The 15,339-nt window shown below is 34.9% G+C and carries 11 protein-coding genes; 7 read left to right on the forward strand and 4 right to left on the reverse strand.

The window, feature by feature from the left end; translation table 11 throughout:
- The first annotated feature begins 54 nt into the window (after positions 1–54).
- The 6 genes from ACWNT5_RS15045 to ACWNT5_RS15070 all read left to right on the forward strand — a co-directional run bounded on the left by ACWNT5_RS15045 (position 55) and on the right by ACWNT5_RS15070 (position 6,998).
- Positions 55–1,239, forward strand: coding sequence for an asparagine synthetase B (locus ACWNT5_RS15045; protein WP_366141463.1), 1,185 nt, complete (start codon positions 55–57; stop codon positions 1,237–1,239).
- A 161-nt stretch (positions 1,240–1,400) separates the two neighbouring features.
- Positions 1,401–3,188 carry a T9SS type A sorting domain-containing protein gene (locus ACWNT5_RS15050; protein WP_456517803.1) on the forward strand — a complete coding sequence of 596 codons (1,788 nt, stop codon included), beginning with the start codon at positions 1,401–1,403 and terminating at the stop codon, positions 3,186–3,188.
- A gap of 96 nt (positions 3,189–3,284) precedes the next feature.
- Entirely contained in the window at positions 3,285–4,271 is a 987-nt protein-coding gene (locus ACWNT5_RS15055; protein WP_456517804.1) for a DKNYY domain-containing protein, read from the forward strand.
- A 79-nt stretch (positions 4,272–4,350) separates the two neighbouring features.
- Positions 4,351–5,139: a DUF6503 family protein gene (locus ACWNT5_RS15060; protein WP_456517805.1), complete on the forward strand. Its 789-nt coding sequence runs from the start codon at positions 4,351–4,353 to the stop codon at positions 5,137–5,139.
- Positions 5,140–5,435: 296 nt separating this feature from the next.
- Positions 5,436–6,557, forward strand: coding sequence for a pyridoxal-phosphate-dependent aminotransferase family protein (locus ACWNT5_RS15065; protein ID WP_456517806.1), 1,122 nt, complete (start codon positions 5,436–5,438; stop codon positions 6,555–6,557).
- A gap of 123 nt (positions 6,558–6,680) precedes the next feature.
- Positions 6,681–6,998 carry a hypothetical protein gene (locus ACWNT5_RS15070; protein ID WP_299606938.1) on the forward strand — a complete coding sequence of 106 codons (318 nt, stop codon included), beginning with the start codon at positions 6,681–6,683 and terminating at the stop codon, positions 6,996–6,998.
- Positions 6,999–7,046: 48 nt separating this feature from the next.
- Here the strand turns inward: ACWNT5_RS15070 and ACWNT5_RS15075 are convergent, their stop codons facing one another.
- The 3 genes from ACWNT5_RS15075 to ACWNT5_RS15085 all read right to left on the reverse strand — a co-directional run bounded on the left by ACWNT5_RS15075 (position 7,047) and on the right by ACWNT5_RS15085 (position 12,524).
- Positions 7,047–8,339 carry an amidohydrolase family protein gene (locus ACWNT5_RS15075; RefSeq protein WP_456517807.1) on the reverse strand — a complete coding sequence of 431 codons (1,293 nt, stop codon included), beginning with the start codon at positions 8,337–8,339 and terminating at the stop codon, positions 7,047–7,049.
- 14 nt (positions 8,340–8,353) lie between these two features.
- Positions 8,354–11,341 carry an amidohydrolase family protein gene (locus tag ACWNT5_RS15080; protein ID WP_456517808.1) on the reverse strand — a complete coding sequence of 996 codons (2,988 nt, stop codon included), beginning with the start codon at positions 11,339–11,341 and terminating at the stop codon, positions 8,354–8,356.
- A 118-nt stretch (positions 11,342–11,459) separates the two neighbouring features.
- Positions 11,460–12,524 carry a DUF3810 domain-containing protein gene (locus ACWNT5_RS15085; RefSeq protein WP_299606944.1) on the reverse strand — a complete coding sequence of 355 codons (1,065 nt, stop codon included), beginning with the start codon at positions 12,522–12,524 and terminating at the stop codon, positions 11,460–11,462.
- Positions 12,525–12,620: 96 nt separating this feature from the next.
- Between ACWNT5_RS15085 and ACWNT5_RS15090 the strand changes: the two genes are divergently transcribed.
- Positions 12,621–14,081, forward strand: coding sequence for an aminoacyl-histidine dipeptidase (locus tag ACWNT5_RS15090; protein ID WP_299606946.1), 1,461 nt, complete (start codon positions 12,621–12,623; stop codon positions 14,079–14,081).
- Positions 14,082–14,154: 73 nt separating this feature from the next.
- Here the strand turns inward: ACWNT5_RS15090 and ACWNT5_RS15095 are convergent, their stop codons facing one another.
- A complete protein-coding gene (locus ACWNT5_RS15095; protein WP_456517809.1) occupies positions 14,155–15,333 on the reverse strand; it encodes a peptidylprolyl isomerase in 1,179 nt (392 codons plus the stop codon).
- Between the last annotated feature and the right edge of the window lie 6 nt (positions 15,334–15,339).

The raw sequence follows: 15,339 nt of genomic DNA on the forward strand, positions 1-15,339 counted from the left end.
AGTTTTTTATTCTTTTTTACTTTTCAATCATATGCTTCTTATGTATTGATTCCTATGGATGCTGAAAGTCAGCAAAACCACCTAAAGGCCTATGGTATTACTTATTGGACTCTTAGTAAAGATTTAAAAGTAAAATGGTTACTTAATTACAGAGGCGGTTCTTTTTTATTACCCGATACAGAAGATATCAAAAAAGAATGTACCATAAGAGGAGTTTCTTATGAAGTATTAAGTAATACAAAAACAGAAGAGATTTTAGAAGAAATCAGCAGCCCTTCCAAGAATATGGAAGCTGTAGTCTTAGAAAAAGCACCTAAGATTGCTGTATATTCTCCAAAAGGAAATCAACCTTGGGATGATGCGGTAACTATGGTATTGACTTTTGCTGAAATTCCTTATGAAACGGTCTATGATAAAGAAGTTTTAGAAGATAACTTGATCTTATATGATTGGTTACATTTACATCATGAAGACTTTACAGGTCAGTATGGTAAATTTTATGCTACCTATAGAGCACATCCTTGGTATATCAAAGAAAAAGCTGCTGCAGAGAAGTTAGCAGCAGATTTAGGGTATGATAAGGTTTCAGAAGAAAAGTTAGCGGTAGCATTAAAGATAAGAGATTACGTTGTTGGTGGTGGTTTTATGTTTGCAATGTGTAGTGCCACCGATAGTTTTGAAATAGCTATAGCAGCAGAAGGGGTTGATATTTGCGAACCTATGTTTGATGGAGACCCTAGCGAGCCGGGGTATCAAGCAAAAATTGACTTTTCTAAAACTTTTGCTTTTAGAGATTTTACTCTAGAAAGAAGTCCTAATGTATATGAGTTTTCCTCCATAGATATGACTAGGAAAAGACGTATTCCTAAGCGAACAGATTATTTTACATTAATGGATTTTTCAGCAAAATGGGATCCGATACCTACAATGCTTTGTCAAAATCATACAGCGCTAGTTAAAGGATTTATGGGGCAAACTACTGCCTACGATCCTACAGAAATAAAATCCAATGTACTTATTCTCGGAGAAAACAAAACGAATAATGAGGCCAGATATATCCATGGAATCAAGGGGAAAGGATTTTTTACGTTCTACGGTGGACATGATCCAGAGGATTACCAACATAGAGTGGGTGATCCGAAAACGGAATTAGAATTACATCCTAACTCTCCTGGATATCGTTTGATTCTTAATAATGTACTCTTTCCAGCAGCTAAGAAAAAGAAACAGAAAACCTGATTTTTATTTTTTCTAAACATTGTACTGATTTTTTTCGTTATTACATTTTCACTGAATACAGTGTATGACGACCTATGTAGTGTTATTAGTTTTATCCCTGTAATGTACAGTATTGTATTGTCTGTACATGTTTTTTAGAGGAGAATAAAAGAATTAACACAATGAAAAAAAGATTATTTTCAAATTATATTCTAGGAATTACATTAGTAATCAACAGTTTTATAACTCAGGTAGTAGCACAAACCCAAGTAGGGCAAGATGTGGATGGAGAAGCAGCTAGCGATACTTCTGGTAGATCAGTTTCATTGAGTTCTAATGGGAATATATTAGCGGTTGGAGCAACAGATAATGACGGTAATGGTTCTAATTCGGGTCAGGTGCGTGTTTTCGAAAATGTAAATGATGTATGGACACAAATAGGAGATGATATTGATGGAGAGGAAGCAGGTTTCAAATCAGGAAGATCCATAAGTTTAAGTGGCGATGGAACTAGAGTTGCTATTGGAGGATCAAATTCTGGTCAAGTTAGAGTATTTGAGCGAAGTAGTAATACTTGGATACAGTTAGGGCAAGATATCGATGAGGAAGCAGGTGATGAAACTATTAGAAATGTCAAGTTTAGTCAAGATGGTACCACATTGGTTGTTGGAGCATGGACAGATGTAGTAAATACAGTAAATGCAGGTAGAGCAAGAGTCTATAGATTGGATAATACCAATAATTGGGTGCAATTAGGTGCAGATATTTATGGAGAATCCGAAGGCGATGCTGCTGGTTCTATTAGTATTAATGGAGATGGAACCATCATTGCTATTGGAGCGCAAGGGAATGACGGCAATGGTAATCGTGCTGGACATGCTAGAGTGTTTCAATGGACAAACAATACTAATTGGGTACAACTTGGGCAAGATCTTGATGGAGAAGAGCCTGGAGATGCTTTTGGAAATAAACTAGCTTTGAATGCTTCAGGAACAATTATAGCTATGGGAGCCGAATTTCATGACGCGTCTGGAAATCCTGGAGATTACTACGGTCAGGTAAGAGTTTTTGAATGGGATGGAAATGGTAGTTGGGTACAGAAAGGTTCAGAAATTATAGGTGATCGATATAGCCAATCTGGACATTCTCTGACTATTAATGCCGAAGGAAATATTTTAGCTATTGGAGCACCTTCTGATAATAATGGAGCAGGCAGTGGTGCTGGATATGTAAGATTATACAAATGGGATGATGAAGATACCCAATGGAGAAGAATTGGTTCAGAAATCAGAGGTGAAAGAGCATTGGATGGAGCAGGTTCTTCAGTAGCATTAAATTCTGATGGAAGTCTTGTTGCAGTAGGAGCGACAGGGAATGACGATAATGGCAATAGATCAGGAAATACCAGGGTGTTTTCAGTGGATGTTATTTCGCCTTTAGGATATAGTGTTAGTATTGATCAGAGTTTAATTGAGCCATCAAATGAAACTAACGTAAGCTTTACTTTTATGAATGCCGAAATAGGAACTTCTTATATGTATAGTTTTAGTAGTTCAGGTGATGGAAATATTGATACTATCAATGGTTCCGGAACTATTTCTCAAAGTAATGAAACAGTTTCAGGTATTGATTTGAGCAGTTTATTGGAGGGAACTATCACTCTACGTGTACGTTTGATTGATCCTACAGGGAATCGAGGAACTTACGTTACTAGTAGGGTATTAAAGGATGATCTGCTTAGTGCCCAGGAATTTGATACATTGAGAATTGCAGTCTATCCTAATCCCACCAATGGGGAAATAGTTGTAAATACTAAAGTGAACCATATTGATGTATATAATCTTCTTGGTCAAAAAGTTTTTGAAACAGAACAGAATCGTTTTGATATTTCTTTTCTAGAATCTGGAGTATATCTTATCAAAATAGCAACAGATCTGGGAAGTCTGGAGAAAAAAATTAGTAGACGTTAGTTTTTAAGAGTAATTTATTTTAGTAATTTAATAGAAGAAAAATGAACTTAAAATAGTGCTTTTTAGAATTTTAACTTTATGGTAAAAAAAATAATCATGATAATTGCGGTTGTATTTGTTACAATAGGAGCGCTCTGTATTTATGGAGTATATCGTTTTTTTAATCCTTTTGGTAAAGAGGTAAACAAAGAATTGTCTGATTCTTATTACTACACTAGAGATAACGAAGGAATTATTTATAGCCCTATGGGTAATTGGTTCGAGCTTGGAAAAGATGAAATGCAGGTAGATATGGCTTCATTTCAAGTGCTGGGGAGAGATTATGCTAAAGATAAAAATCACGCATATTTTAAATCAAGAGCAATTAATAATGATATAGATCTTGCATCTTTTCGAGTGCAATTAGGGTATACCCCTATGGATAAAGATCATGTATATATTTTAAACGATAATTACTATCATATCGGACAAGAAGATAAAAAAGCGCTGAAGATCTTGGAAGGCGCAGATGCAAATACGTTTACTCAGATAAGTTTTGATTTTGCAAAGGATAAAAATTTTGTATATCAGAATTATATAAAAAGAGATTCTCTGGATGTTGCATCTTTTCAGGAGATCAATAGTCATTTTTGCAAAGATTATAATGGAGTGTATTATTATTCTTATGGCGATCCATTACGAAAGATTGAAGAAGCGAATATTAATGAAATCGTTTCTTTAACGAATTATTATATCCGAGATAATAGAAACGTATATTTATATGTGGGGTATAAGGATACAGGAAGGTTTGATCAAGTGGTATCAATTCCTTTTAAAGATCCCGAAAGTATTGTTTTTTTTGAAGATGTAGAACTAATTAAAATAGATACAAATGTTTACTACCGAGGAGATGTAATTGAAAATGCAGATGTAGCTACTTTCGAGGAGGTAAAGCATGGCTATACAAAAGATAAGAATTATGTTTTTTTTCTGGGAAAGATTATGGAAGGAGCCGATGCGAAAACATTTAAATATAATTCGAGAACGTATACTTTTTCTGATAAGAATCATACATATGAAATGGGTAAGATTTTAAAAAAGTAGAAATAACACGGATGATTATTGTAAGGTTGATTTTAGAAACCGACTACAACTTCTTAAATAATAACCTTACACTCAAAAAATGAAAAAAACAATAGTATTTTTACTAGCACTTGGAGTTTTATTTTCTTGTAAAGAAACTCCAAAAGAAGAAAAAGAAGTTATCGTCGAGGAGAAAGTAGAAGAGGTCGTTCCTGATCGATCTGGAGATTTTCCAAAAGATATTGCAGCAGTATTCAAAGCTCATGGGGGAATTCAAGCTTTTGATAAACAAAACACGTTAATTTTTGAACTTTCTAAGCCAGAGGGCAATGAGAAACACACTACGGATCTTAAGACCAGACACGCACGCATAGAAACAAATAAATTTGCTTTAGGTTTTGATGGAAATGAAGCTTGGATAGAACAGGACTCTACTTATTTTAAAGGAAACCCTCGATTTTATCATAATTTGATGTTTTACTTCTATGCTATGCCATTTGTATTAGGCGATGATGGTATTTCTTATGAAAAAGTAGAAGATCTCAAAGTAGAAGATAAGACATATCCAGGGTATAAGATTTCTTATGGCGATGGAGTAGGAGACTCTCCGAAGGACAATTACTTTATCTATTATGATGCAGCATCTCACCAAATGAAATATTTAGGGTACACAGTGACTTTCTTTAGTAAAGAAAGTAGTGAAAAAGTAAGTCTCATAGAATATTCGGATTGGACAGACGTTAATGGGCTATTATTACCAAAGACACTAAAATGGAGAGCTTATGATGATGGTGTAGTAGGAGATGTAAAAAGTGAAAGAGCTTTTGTAAATGCGATAGCAAGTGAAGAAAAATTAGATACTTCTCTGTTTAGTAAACCAAAAGAATAATTTCTGAGAATTTAATTCTTAAGAAACATTATAATAAACTCTGTTAGGAATATTCTGACAGAGTTTTTTTTGATAGAAAGAACTTTTTTTGATAAAAATGAAAAGGAGATTTTTATAATTTGATAATTTTTGGAATTAATTACTACTGTTAATTATAAAATACACAATAATTGAAAGATTTTTAACAAGATGTCTACATGTAGGTTTTAATACAATTATTAGAATTAACTAATTTTATATCCTTTATCTATTTTGATTTACGAAAACGATATAGTAACACACGCAAAACTAATTTTATGTATAAAGAACTTACCACAAGTAATAGGATTTTGATGGGGCCTGGACCTTCAGACGCACATCCAAGAGTACTTAAAGCGATGTCAACACCGCTAATTGGTCATTTGGATCCTGAGTTTGTGACAATCATGGATGAAGTCAAAACGATGGTACAAGATACTTTTATGACTAAAAACCATATGACATTTGTAGTATCTGCTCCGGGAAGTGCGGGTATGGAAACGTGTTTGGTAAATTTATTAGAACCAGGAGATGAAGCTATTATCTGTATCAATGGAGTTTTTGGAGGAAGAATGGCAGACATTGCTGAAAGGTGTGGAGCTACGGTACATAAAGTAGAAGTTCCATGGGGAACGGCAGTTTCACCTGAAGATATTAAAAAAGCCTTGGATATATGTAAGCAACCAAAACTAGTAGCGCTAGTACATGCCGAGACTTCTACTGGAGTGTTACAGCCTTTGAAAGAAATTAGTGACTTGGTTCATAATGCAGGTGGATTATTGATGGTGGATGCCGTAACTTCATACTGTGGTATGGAATTGAAAGTAGATGATTGGAATATTGATGCAATTTATACCGGGACACAGAAAAATTTGAGTGCGCCTCCAGGATTATCTCCTGTTAGTTTTTCGGATAAAGCTGTCAAAGCTTTAGAAAATCGAAAAACCAAAGTACAAAGTTGGTTTTTAGATTTAAGTATGGTTAAAAATTATTGGGGTGGTGCCAAAAGAGCCTATCATCATACAGCTCCTGTTTCTTCTGTATATGCATTAAGAGAAGCACTTAGGATTGTTTTAGAAGAAGGTTTGGAGAATCGATGGAAAAGACATCAAGAAGTACATCAAGTGTTGAAAACAAAATTGGAAAACTTAGGGTTTAACTATTTGGTCGAAGAATCTTACAGACTTCCGAATCTAAATGCAGTTTATCTACCCGAAGGTAATGATGAAGCAATGATTCGTAGGAAACTATTAGATGATTATAATATCGAAGTTGGAGGAGGATTAGGAGCTTTTGCGGGTAAAATATGGAGAATAGGGATTATGGGAGAAAGTTGTACACTTAATCACGTAAACATGCTTATCAGTGCTTTAGAAGATATGAAAGAGTTTAGCTCTTAATTTACATACATTCAGGGAGTTGGTTTTCACTGAATACTGGGTATGATTTAGGGTAGAGATTTGCAAAATTTGTAGTAATAATATAATAAACAAATTATTTTAATCTCTTAATACCTTAATTATATGAGTTCTATAAGCGATGACCAAATGGTCATGGAAATCTTAAACTTTTTTTATCCTAGAAATACGATTTCAGAGTATGATGTAACCGATAGTTTGGGGGATTTGGCAGCAGAAATGTATGCAGAAGCTTTAGAAGCATCAGCCGCAATGCATTTAGTTCCGAGACCAACCTATACACCATCGCTATCTTGGTTAGTTAAAGAAGGAGTAAAAACATTTTGGAGATCCAGAGGAGAAGATGAAATTTATGAATCCGTAAGAGTCACTGTCGCACTCAAATATAAGAGTGAATTCAGCATGACGAAGATGGGGATTTAAAAAAAGAGGCACAATTAAGTGCCTCTTTTTTAATGTACTATTGCATATTTATCTGCTATACTTACCACTATAGCGTTTCCATAGTTTGGTTTGGTGGCTTTCTAAGCTGATATCCCTTCCTTGGATAAAAGCTTTTTCTAATTGGTTGGTACGCATATCCAAAGCATCACCAATGCTGATAAATAAGGTAGCATCTTTACCTACTTCTAGCGTTCCTACCATATCATCAATTCCTAAAATTTTGGCACTATTACCCGTAATTAACTGCACAGCTTTTTCTTTTTCTAATCCATGAGCAACAACAGTTCCAGCCTGGAAAGGAAGGTTACGTGCATTGGCACGTTCCATCTGACCACTATTCTGCAATGCTACTAATACACCTGCATCAACTAATAGCTTAGCATTTTTATACGGTAAATCATAGTCATCATCTTCATAATTAGGTGTAGAATGCGTTCTGGTCAATAGTACAGGAATGTTTTGTTGTTTTAGTTGGCTAGCTACTTTGTAGGCTTCATCTCCGCCAACAATTACTACTTTTTGCAGTTGCTGTTCTTTTGCAAAACGTAGTACATCTAAAATAGCTTTTTCGGTACCAACGTGTACAAATAAGGTTTGTGTTCCTTCAAATATTCTTTGCATTGCCAGATGAGGTAAGTTTTCGTTTCCTACCTTGGATTTTATAGTTGCTTTTGCCTGAGTAACAAAATCGGTAAGTGTAGTTACTTGCTCCTGGTATTTTTTATTGGGTTTAAAACCGGGATCTTCTCCTAGCCACCATCTACCTCTGGTAAAAGGATTTGGCCAATTCATATGGATCCCATCATCTGTTTTAATAGCGGCATCTTCCCAGTTCCAGGCATCTAATTGTACAATAGAAGAAGTACCAGAAATCCATCCACCACGTGGTGTTGTTTGCGCAATCAATACACCATTAGGACGCATACTTTCTACAATCTTACTTTCTGCATTATAGGCAATAATACTTCTGATATGAGGATTAAAACCTCCAATCTCGCTATCATCATCGGTAGCACGCACGGCTCCAATTTCTACCAATCCTAGAGTAGAATTTGGTGCTATAAATCCTGGATATACATGCTTACCAGTAGCATCAATTACTTTTCCTTTGGTAGCAATACTCCCATTGGTACCAACATTTGTAATTTTACCATTTTCGAAAATAATAATACTATTGGCAATCACTTCTCCATTACCAATATGAGCGGTAGCTCCAGTAATCGTAATTGCTTCGGTTTGACTTTTTGCCGGAGTTTGTTGTGCAGTTACATTTCCAAATGCAACGATTAACAACAAGAATATATATGATAAGTTTTTCATTTTGTAATCGGTGTTTAGTGAATGTGTTCTACAGTATCGCAGTGAAAATGTTGTTTTTCCTTTTTCTTAGGCGGTTGTGTCTTTAATCCACTATTTTTTGCTTGCAATAACATGGTAGATAACTCATTTCTTTCATTAGCAATAGATCTGCGCATGGATTTATCTTTTTCCAAATCGAAATAAGTAGCTCCTTCGATCAATGTTTTTTCAGCCTTGGCATAGATAGAAAGTGGGTGATCGGTCCATAAAACCACATCAGCATCTTTTCCTACTTTAATACTTCCTACTCTATCATCTATATGTAACATCTTCGCTGGATTTAATGTTACAAACTTCCAAGCTTCTTCTTCGCTAACACCTCCGTATTTTACGGATTTAGCAGCTTCTTGGTTTAAACGTCTCGACATTTCGCCATCATCACTATTAATGGCTACCAGAACTCCTTGATTATGCATAATCGTAGCATTGTACGGAATTGCGTCATTTACTTCATACTTATACGCCCACCAATCAGAGAAAGTAGATCCTGCAACACCATGTGTCGCCATCTTATCTGCCACTTTATAGCCTTCGAGAATGTGGGTAAAGGTGTTGATTCTGAAATTGAATTTTTCAGCTACTTTCATCAACATATTGATTTCACTTTGTACATAGGAGTGGCAACTGATAAAACGTTTTCCATTAAGAATCTCTAATAGGGTTTCCATTTCGATATCCTTACGATATGGTTTTCCGCTATTTTTTTGTTGCTCATATCGTTTAGCACGAGTAAAATAATCGATGTATAATTGCTCTACACCCATACGTGTTTGAGGGAAACGAACTCGTTCTGCATCTCCCCAGTTACTTTGTTTTACATTTTCACCAAGTGCAAACTTTATAAATTTAGGAGTGTTATTATAAATCAGGTTTTCTGCACTTTCTCCCCATTTTAGTTTAATGATAGCGGATCTACCACCAATTGGGTTTGCGGATCCGTGTAATATTTGTATAGAGGTTACCCCACCAGCAAGGTTTCTGTAGATATTGATATCATCTGGTGATACCACATCTTCTATGGTTACTTCTGCCGTAGAGTTATGTCCAGCTTCGTTAATAGCTGCTGCAGCAATGTGAGAATGCTCATCTACAATACCACTGGTAAGATGCTTTCCTGTAGCATCGATAACTTTAGCATTTCCTGCACTTAGGTTTTTACCAATGGCAGCAATCTTTCCATTTTTAATGAGAACATCTGTTTCTTTTAGAATCCCTTCGCTTTCATTGGTCCAAACAGTAGCGTTTTTGAAAAGTATATTTTCAGACTTTGGCAATGCTGCATTACCGTATGCAATGTTAGGATAGGTAACAGATACTACTTTTGGAGCTTCTTTAGTAGCTTCAGGTTTCTTTTTAGAAGCTTCTTTAGCTTCTTCTGGTTTTTGCTTTGCAGTAAAAGATGTTTCGCTACCATTAGGAAGTACTGCTTTTCCAGTCCAAAATTTTGGATTCTTATTAATAGCTCCTACAATACGGGTATATTGGGTTTTACTAGTGTCAGCATCTGTAAAAGTCAGCGTTACCCAATCATTGGTATAGGTAATTTTACTTCCCAGTTTTGTTTCTCCGAGTTTAACTTCTGCCTTTGGTTTTGTAGGTTTTCCAGTTATGGAAACATCATAAGTCTTTCCAGCTACCGATAATTCATATGAACCTGTAATATCTGTAGTATTCATATCATTCACAATATTTTTATGACCTTGTACCCAGTTTTCATAAATAATATTGTCCTTAGAAAATAGTTCCTTACTAGTAATTAAAAAATTGGCATGAGCTCCTTTTTTAAGCATTCCTAGTACATTTTCTTTTCCTAAAATTTGAGCAGGGATTGTAGTTAAAGCTGCTAACGCGGTTTTTTTATCTAATCCATGTTTTAGTGCTTTTTCTAATCTTGTAGAGAGATCACCGATCTTTTTTAGTTTATGGGTAGTTAACGAAAACTGAACTCCATTTTTTTGCAGAACAGATGGATTGGAAGGCGCTTGGTTCCAATGACGCATATCGCCCAGACTTACTAGATTTGCCATATACGGATCCGATACATCATAGGCATCCGGAAAATCAAGAGGAATAATATATTTGGCATTCGTAGCTTTTACTTTGTCTATTCGAGCATATTCATCACCACCACCAACAATTATATATTGTATGTTAAATTCATCTCCGATTTTATCTGCTCTAAAACCATTGATTCTACTACCAGCTTCAAAAATCTGTGGGAGGCTTTTATTGTTATTTAATGCCTCTATGGATAAATCTTTATAGTCAACATTATTATTAGCATACCATTTTGCATCTAAATATACTTGTCTAAGCAAAGCCATAGATCCCATTAACGAGGTAGGGTATATCTGTTTACTTTTATTACTTTTTGAAAAAGAAAGTAATTGAGAAGAAGCATCACTTAACAATCGATCTCCTTCAGTTCCTTCATTATTAAGAGCTACTAATAATCCAGTTCCTCGGATAATTCCATCAGGCATATGAGTATTTACAGTTCCAAAACCTGCTTTTATAAACTCATCAGCTTTCTTTTTATCATATTTAAATTCGTGCAACGGATTTGTCTCAGGGCGGATATGATCATTCCAATAATATCCCTCTCTAGTAGCATCGTATTGAGGACTACCGCCAAAAGGATTCCCTTGTCTTTTTGGTTTTTGGATTCCAAAGTTGGTAAAAGGATCAATAAAAGACGCATAGATATGCTTTCCTTTTAGATCGATCACAATACTATTTTTCGGAATAGATAATCCTGAACCTACTTGAGCAATCTTTCCTTTCTGGATGATAAGCATACCATTTTGTATCTCGGATTCTGGAGAAGTGTGAATAGTCGCATTAGTAAACACCGTATAATTAGAATTAGATGTTTTTACACCGTCATTTTTTGGGAAGTATTCTTGAGCATGAAGAATCGACCCCATCAATATCACCAAGAGTGATAAAAATAGTTGTTTCATAGAGTTTGCGTAATAATGAATTGGTCTAAAAGTAACCGTTACTGCGGAAAGACCTTACTAATTAGTATTATTTTAACAGTTAAAGGATATATGTAATCTCATTAAGTAATATTGAAAACTATAATTTGTCCTTGTAATAGTTTACTAACAAGGCAACTACATAGCTATAGGTGTCAATCCCTTTAGGTTGATTGTTTGCCTTTAGATAGCTGTCATAAGTACTTTTAAAAATAGGTTCTAGAGGGTTTTGGTATTGCAGCCAAAATTCATTCACCTCTTGATAATTTTTTCGGATTCCAGGTCTTAATTTTTCGATAAGACAAAATGCTTTCTGTTCGTCTCGTAAGTACAGATCATTCAGACAAAATTTTAAAGCAAAAGTAGTTCCACTATAGTTAAAATAAGGATCATCATAGTTCATAGTAGTTAAAGCCGCAAGAAAATTTGCTTCATTTTCTTTAGCAAACCCCAGTTGGTGAGCTTCTTCATGACAGCTAGTAGTTGGAGATTTATAATCTAGGATCAAACCATTCACTTGTGCTTCATTGGTTATTGGATTAAGGTAACCGCTAAATCCCATATATGTTAGGGGAACACTTAGTAATGATTTTTTAATACTCTTTGGCGAATATTTCAAGTTTGGAACAACTTCGTTGATTTGCTCATATGCTGGAATGGTTTTTTCAAATATTTCAGCTTTGCTGTATGGCATTACAATGGATAATGAATCATTAGGCTCTAAGCGTTTATGAATAGTATTGGCTCGTTTAATTAGTTTTTCTGATACAGATAAAAGTTCAGCTTCCGTATATTGATCTTCGATGCCTAAAATCGCATGCATGGGTAATCTGTAATAGTTGATTCCCCATAATAAGTGAAAAGCAGCGTATACTACGGATAGGGTAGCACCCACATCTAAAAGAACAGTTTTCCATTGTACTTTTTTTCTAAAAACTCTTTTAAACAAAAAGCGGATTAGGAGTATAATCAAAATGCTATATCCGATGTCTCCAAAAGAAAAGGGAATCCAACCAAAGGTAAATCGTAAAGCCTTTGATATATAAACATACAATCCATTGCTGTAAAATCGATCAATAAACTCAGGAAAAAAGGAAAGGATTTTAAGAAGGATAAACTGTACGGGTAACAGTAGAGTAAGATATAATTTTGTTTTTGATTGCATGAATTATAAATATCAGGTTGTAAATCTACAACATTTCATAAAGCATTTGAATTAAGATTATCATAATGTACATTTGTCAAAAAACACAGAATACACATGAATTTAGAAATAAGAAACCTGGAGCCAAAAGAGCTTTGGAATAAATTTGCGGATCTAAATGCCGTTCCAAGACCTTCTAAAAAAGAAGAACGCGTGATCGAGTTTATGAAAACGTTCGGAGAGTCTCTAGGGCTTGTTGTAGAAATAGATAAGGTTGGGAATGTTTTGATAAAAAAACCTGCTACACCAGGAATGGAGAATCGGAAAACTGTGGTGATGCAATCACACCTAGATATGGTACACCAAAAAAATGCTGATACTGTTTTTGATTTTGATACACAAGGAATCGAAATGTATGTAGATGGCGATTGGGTGCGTGCAAAAGGAACAACCTTAGGAGCAGATAATGGATTAGGTGTAGCTACTATTATGGCTATTTTAGAATCAAAGAATATTGTACATCCACCTATAGAAGCATTATTTACCATCGATGAAGAAACTGGAATGACGGGTGCCATGGGATTACAGCCGAATTGGTTACAAGGTGATATTCTTTTAAACCTAGATACAGAAGAAGATGATGAAATAGGAGTAGGTTGCGCAGGTGGAATTGATGTTACTGCAGAAAGAACATACAAGGAAGAGGTTACGCCAGATGGAACTACCGCTTTTAGAATTTCGGTTACCGGTTTAAATGGAGGACACTCAGGAATGGATATTCATAAAGGCTTAGGAAATGCCAATAAAATTATGAATAGATTACTATTTGATGGTTTTGAAAATTTTGGACTCAGAATTCATGAAATAAAAGGAGGAAGTCTTCGTAATGCAATTCCTAGAGAAAGTTTTGCTACTGTGGTTGTAGATACGATACATTCGGAAGCTTTTCAATTTGAAACATCTGCTTTAATTGCTACGATACAAAAGGAACTATCATTAGTGGATCCCAATTTATCTATAGAATTAGAACAAGTAGAGGCTCCAAATAGCGTAATGGAATTAGGTGTTCAGGAAGGTGTTTTAAAATCTTTATATGCTGCACATAATGGAGTGTATGCGATGAGTTTATCAATACCAGATTTGGTAGAAACATCCAATAATATTGCAAAAGTAACTATTGGTAGTGAGGCTATTAAAATCGAATGTTTAACCAGAAGTAGTGTAGAGTCTTCGAAATTAGATATGGTTAATAAACTAAGAGCTACTTTTGAATTGATAGGGTGTGAAGTAACTACCGATGGAGATTATCCAGGATGGGCACCAAATATGGATTCTGCCATTTTAAAGGTTATGGATGAACTGTATCAAAAAATAAATGGAGAAAAAGCACATATTGCAGCTTGTCATGCCGGTTTGGAATGTGGTATTCTGGGACAAAATTATCCAGATATGGATATGATTTCTTTTGGGCCTACTATTTTAGGAGCGCATTCTCCAGATGAAAGAGCGAGTATTTCTTCTGCACAGAAATATTGGAATTTTGTAAAGCAGATTTTAGAAAGTATTCCTGAAAAATAATAGCATGTCTACTATTAAAATTAAAAAATCCCATATCATTTGATATGGGATTTTTTTTACATTTTATTAAATTCTAGTGACCGTGACCGTCATCTTTAGAATGAGCTTGAGGAGCTTCAGTTTTATCTACAATGCTTTCTATTTCAAGTTCAAAAATTAAATCTGTATTAGGAGGGATTGGAGCTCTTCCTCTTTCTCCGTATCCTAAATGAGAAGGAATAAATATTACTGCTCTATCTCCAACTTTCATTTGTTGAACACCTTCTTTGAAACCGGCGATCATTTGAGCTTCTGGAGAATAAGGCATTTCTATAGGAGCATATCCCATAGGATGTTGTGCTCTACGACTCTTTGGGTCGTATGTTCCCATTTCTTTGTCTATATCAATCATATTAGTATCAAATACCCTTCCGTCTGTAAAGAAACCAGCGTAATATAATTTTACAACGTCTGTTGGTTTTGGTTGAGCACCATCACCTTCTTTTAAAAACAATATTTCTAAACCACTTTCTAATTTAGTTGCTTTCTCCTTTAATCCCTTGTATTTAGCAGCAGCTTTTTTACTATTTTCTTTGATCAAACGTTCTTTTGCTAATTTTTCTTCTTCTAGCACTTTCAGTTTGTCTTCGAGTTCTGCCTTTGTATCAAATGCTTTTGCATCTTTACCTTTTCTGATGATATTAACTTGTTCCATTCTTACTTCAGAAACAGGTTTGTCTCCAGGTCTTTTTGTTTCTACAACCCCAATGCTATCTACGATATCTTGTCCTGAAACGATTTCTCCAAAAACAGTGTGTTTTCCATTTAACCAAGGAGTTTCTTTTAATGTAATAAAAAATTGACTTCCGTTAGTAGCAGGGCCAGAGTTGGCCATCGATAAGATTCCTTTAGACTTATGTGTTAAAGAATCTACAATCTCATCTGGGAACTTATATCCTGGATCACCAGTACCTGTTCCTAGTGGATCTCCTGTTTGGATCATGAAATCTTTAATCACTCTGTGGAAAATGATTCCGTTATAATATTTTTTTCCTTTATAAAGGCTATCTACCATAGTATTGGTTCCTTCTGCAAGGGATACAAAATTAGCTACTGTCATTGGCGTGGCATCGTAGTATAATTTTGCAACGGCTGTACCTTTATTTGTTATGATTTCTGCATAGATACCATCCCCAAGTTCTGGATATTTTTCTTTGCAACTAGTTAGAGTTAAAGCGACAATCGCTAAAAATAAAAGACTTAATTTTTTCATTTTTTT

The sequence above is a fragment of the Aquimarina sp. 433 genome (assembly GCF_054054605.1).

What these genes read in the sequence shown, in the direction of transcription:
- ACWNT5_RS15045 (WP_366141463.1), top strand. Translation starts at nt 55, where the DNA reads ATGGATGCTGAAAGTCAGCAAAACCACCTAAAGGCCTATGGTATTACT.
- ACWNT5_RS15050 (WP_456517803.1), top strand. Translation starts at nt 1,401, where the DNA reads ATGAAAAAAAGATTATTTTCAAATTATATTCTAGGAATTACATTAGTA.
- ACWNT5_RS15055 (WP_456517804.1), top strand. Translation starts at nt 3,285, where the DNA reads ATGATAATTGCGGTTGTATTTGTTACAATAGGAGCGCTCTGTATTTAT.
- ACWNT5_RS15060 (WP_456517805.1), top strand. Translation starts at nt 4,351, where the DNA reads ATGAAAAAAACAATAGTATTTTTACTAGCACTTGGAGTTTTATTTTCT.
- ACWNT5_RS15065 (WP_456517806.1), top strand. Translation starts at nt 5,436, where the DNA reads ATGTATAAAGAACTTACCACAAGTAATAGGATTTTGATGGGGCCTGGA.
- ACWNT5_RS15070 (WP_299606938.1), top strand. Translation starts at nt 6,681, where the DNA reads ATGAGTTCTATAAGCGATGACCAAATGGTCATGGAAATCTTAAACTTT.
- ACWNT5_RS15075 (WP_456517807.1), bottom strand. Translation starts at nt 8,339, where the DNA reads ATGAAAAACTTATCATATATATTCTTGTTGTTAATCGTTGCATTTGGA.
- ACWNT5_RS15080 (WP_456517808.1), bottom strand. Translation starts at nt 11,341, where the DNA reads ATGAAACAACTATTTTTATCACTCTTGGTGATATTGATGGGGTCGATT.
- ACWNT5_RS15085 (WP_299606944.1), bottom strand. Translation starts at nt 12,524, where the DNA reads ATGCAATCAAAAACAAAATTATATCTTACTCTACTGTTACCCGTACAG.
- ACWNT5_RS15090 (WP_299606946.1), top strand. Translation starts at nt 12,621, where the DNA reads ATGAATTTAGAAATAAGAAACCTGGAGCCAAAAGAGCTTTGGAATAAA.
- ACWNT5_RS15095 (WP_456517809.1), bottom strand. Translation starts at nt 15,333, where the DNA reads ATGAAAAAATTAAGTCTTTTATTTTTAGCGATTGTCGCTTTAACTCTA.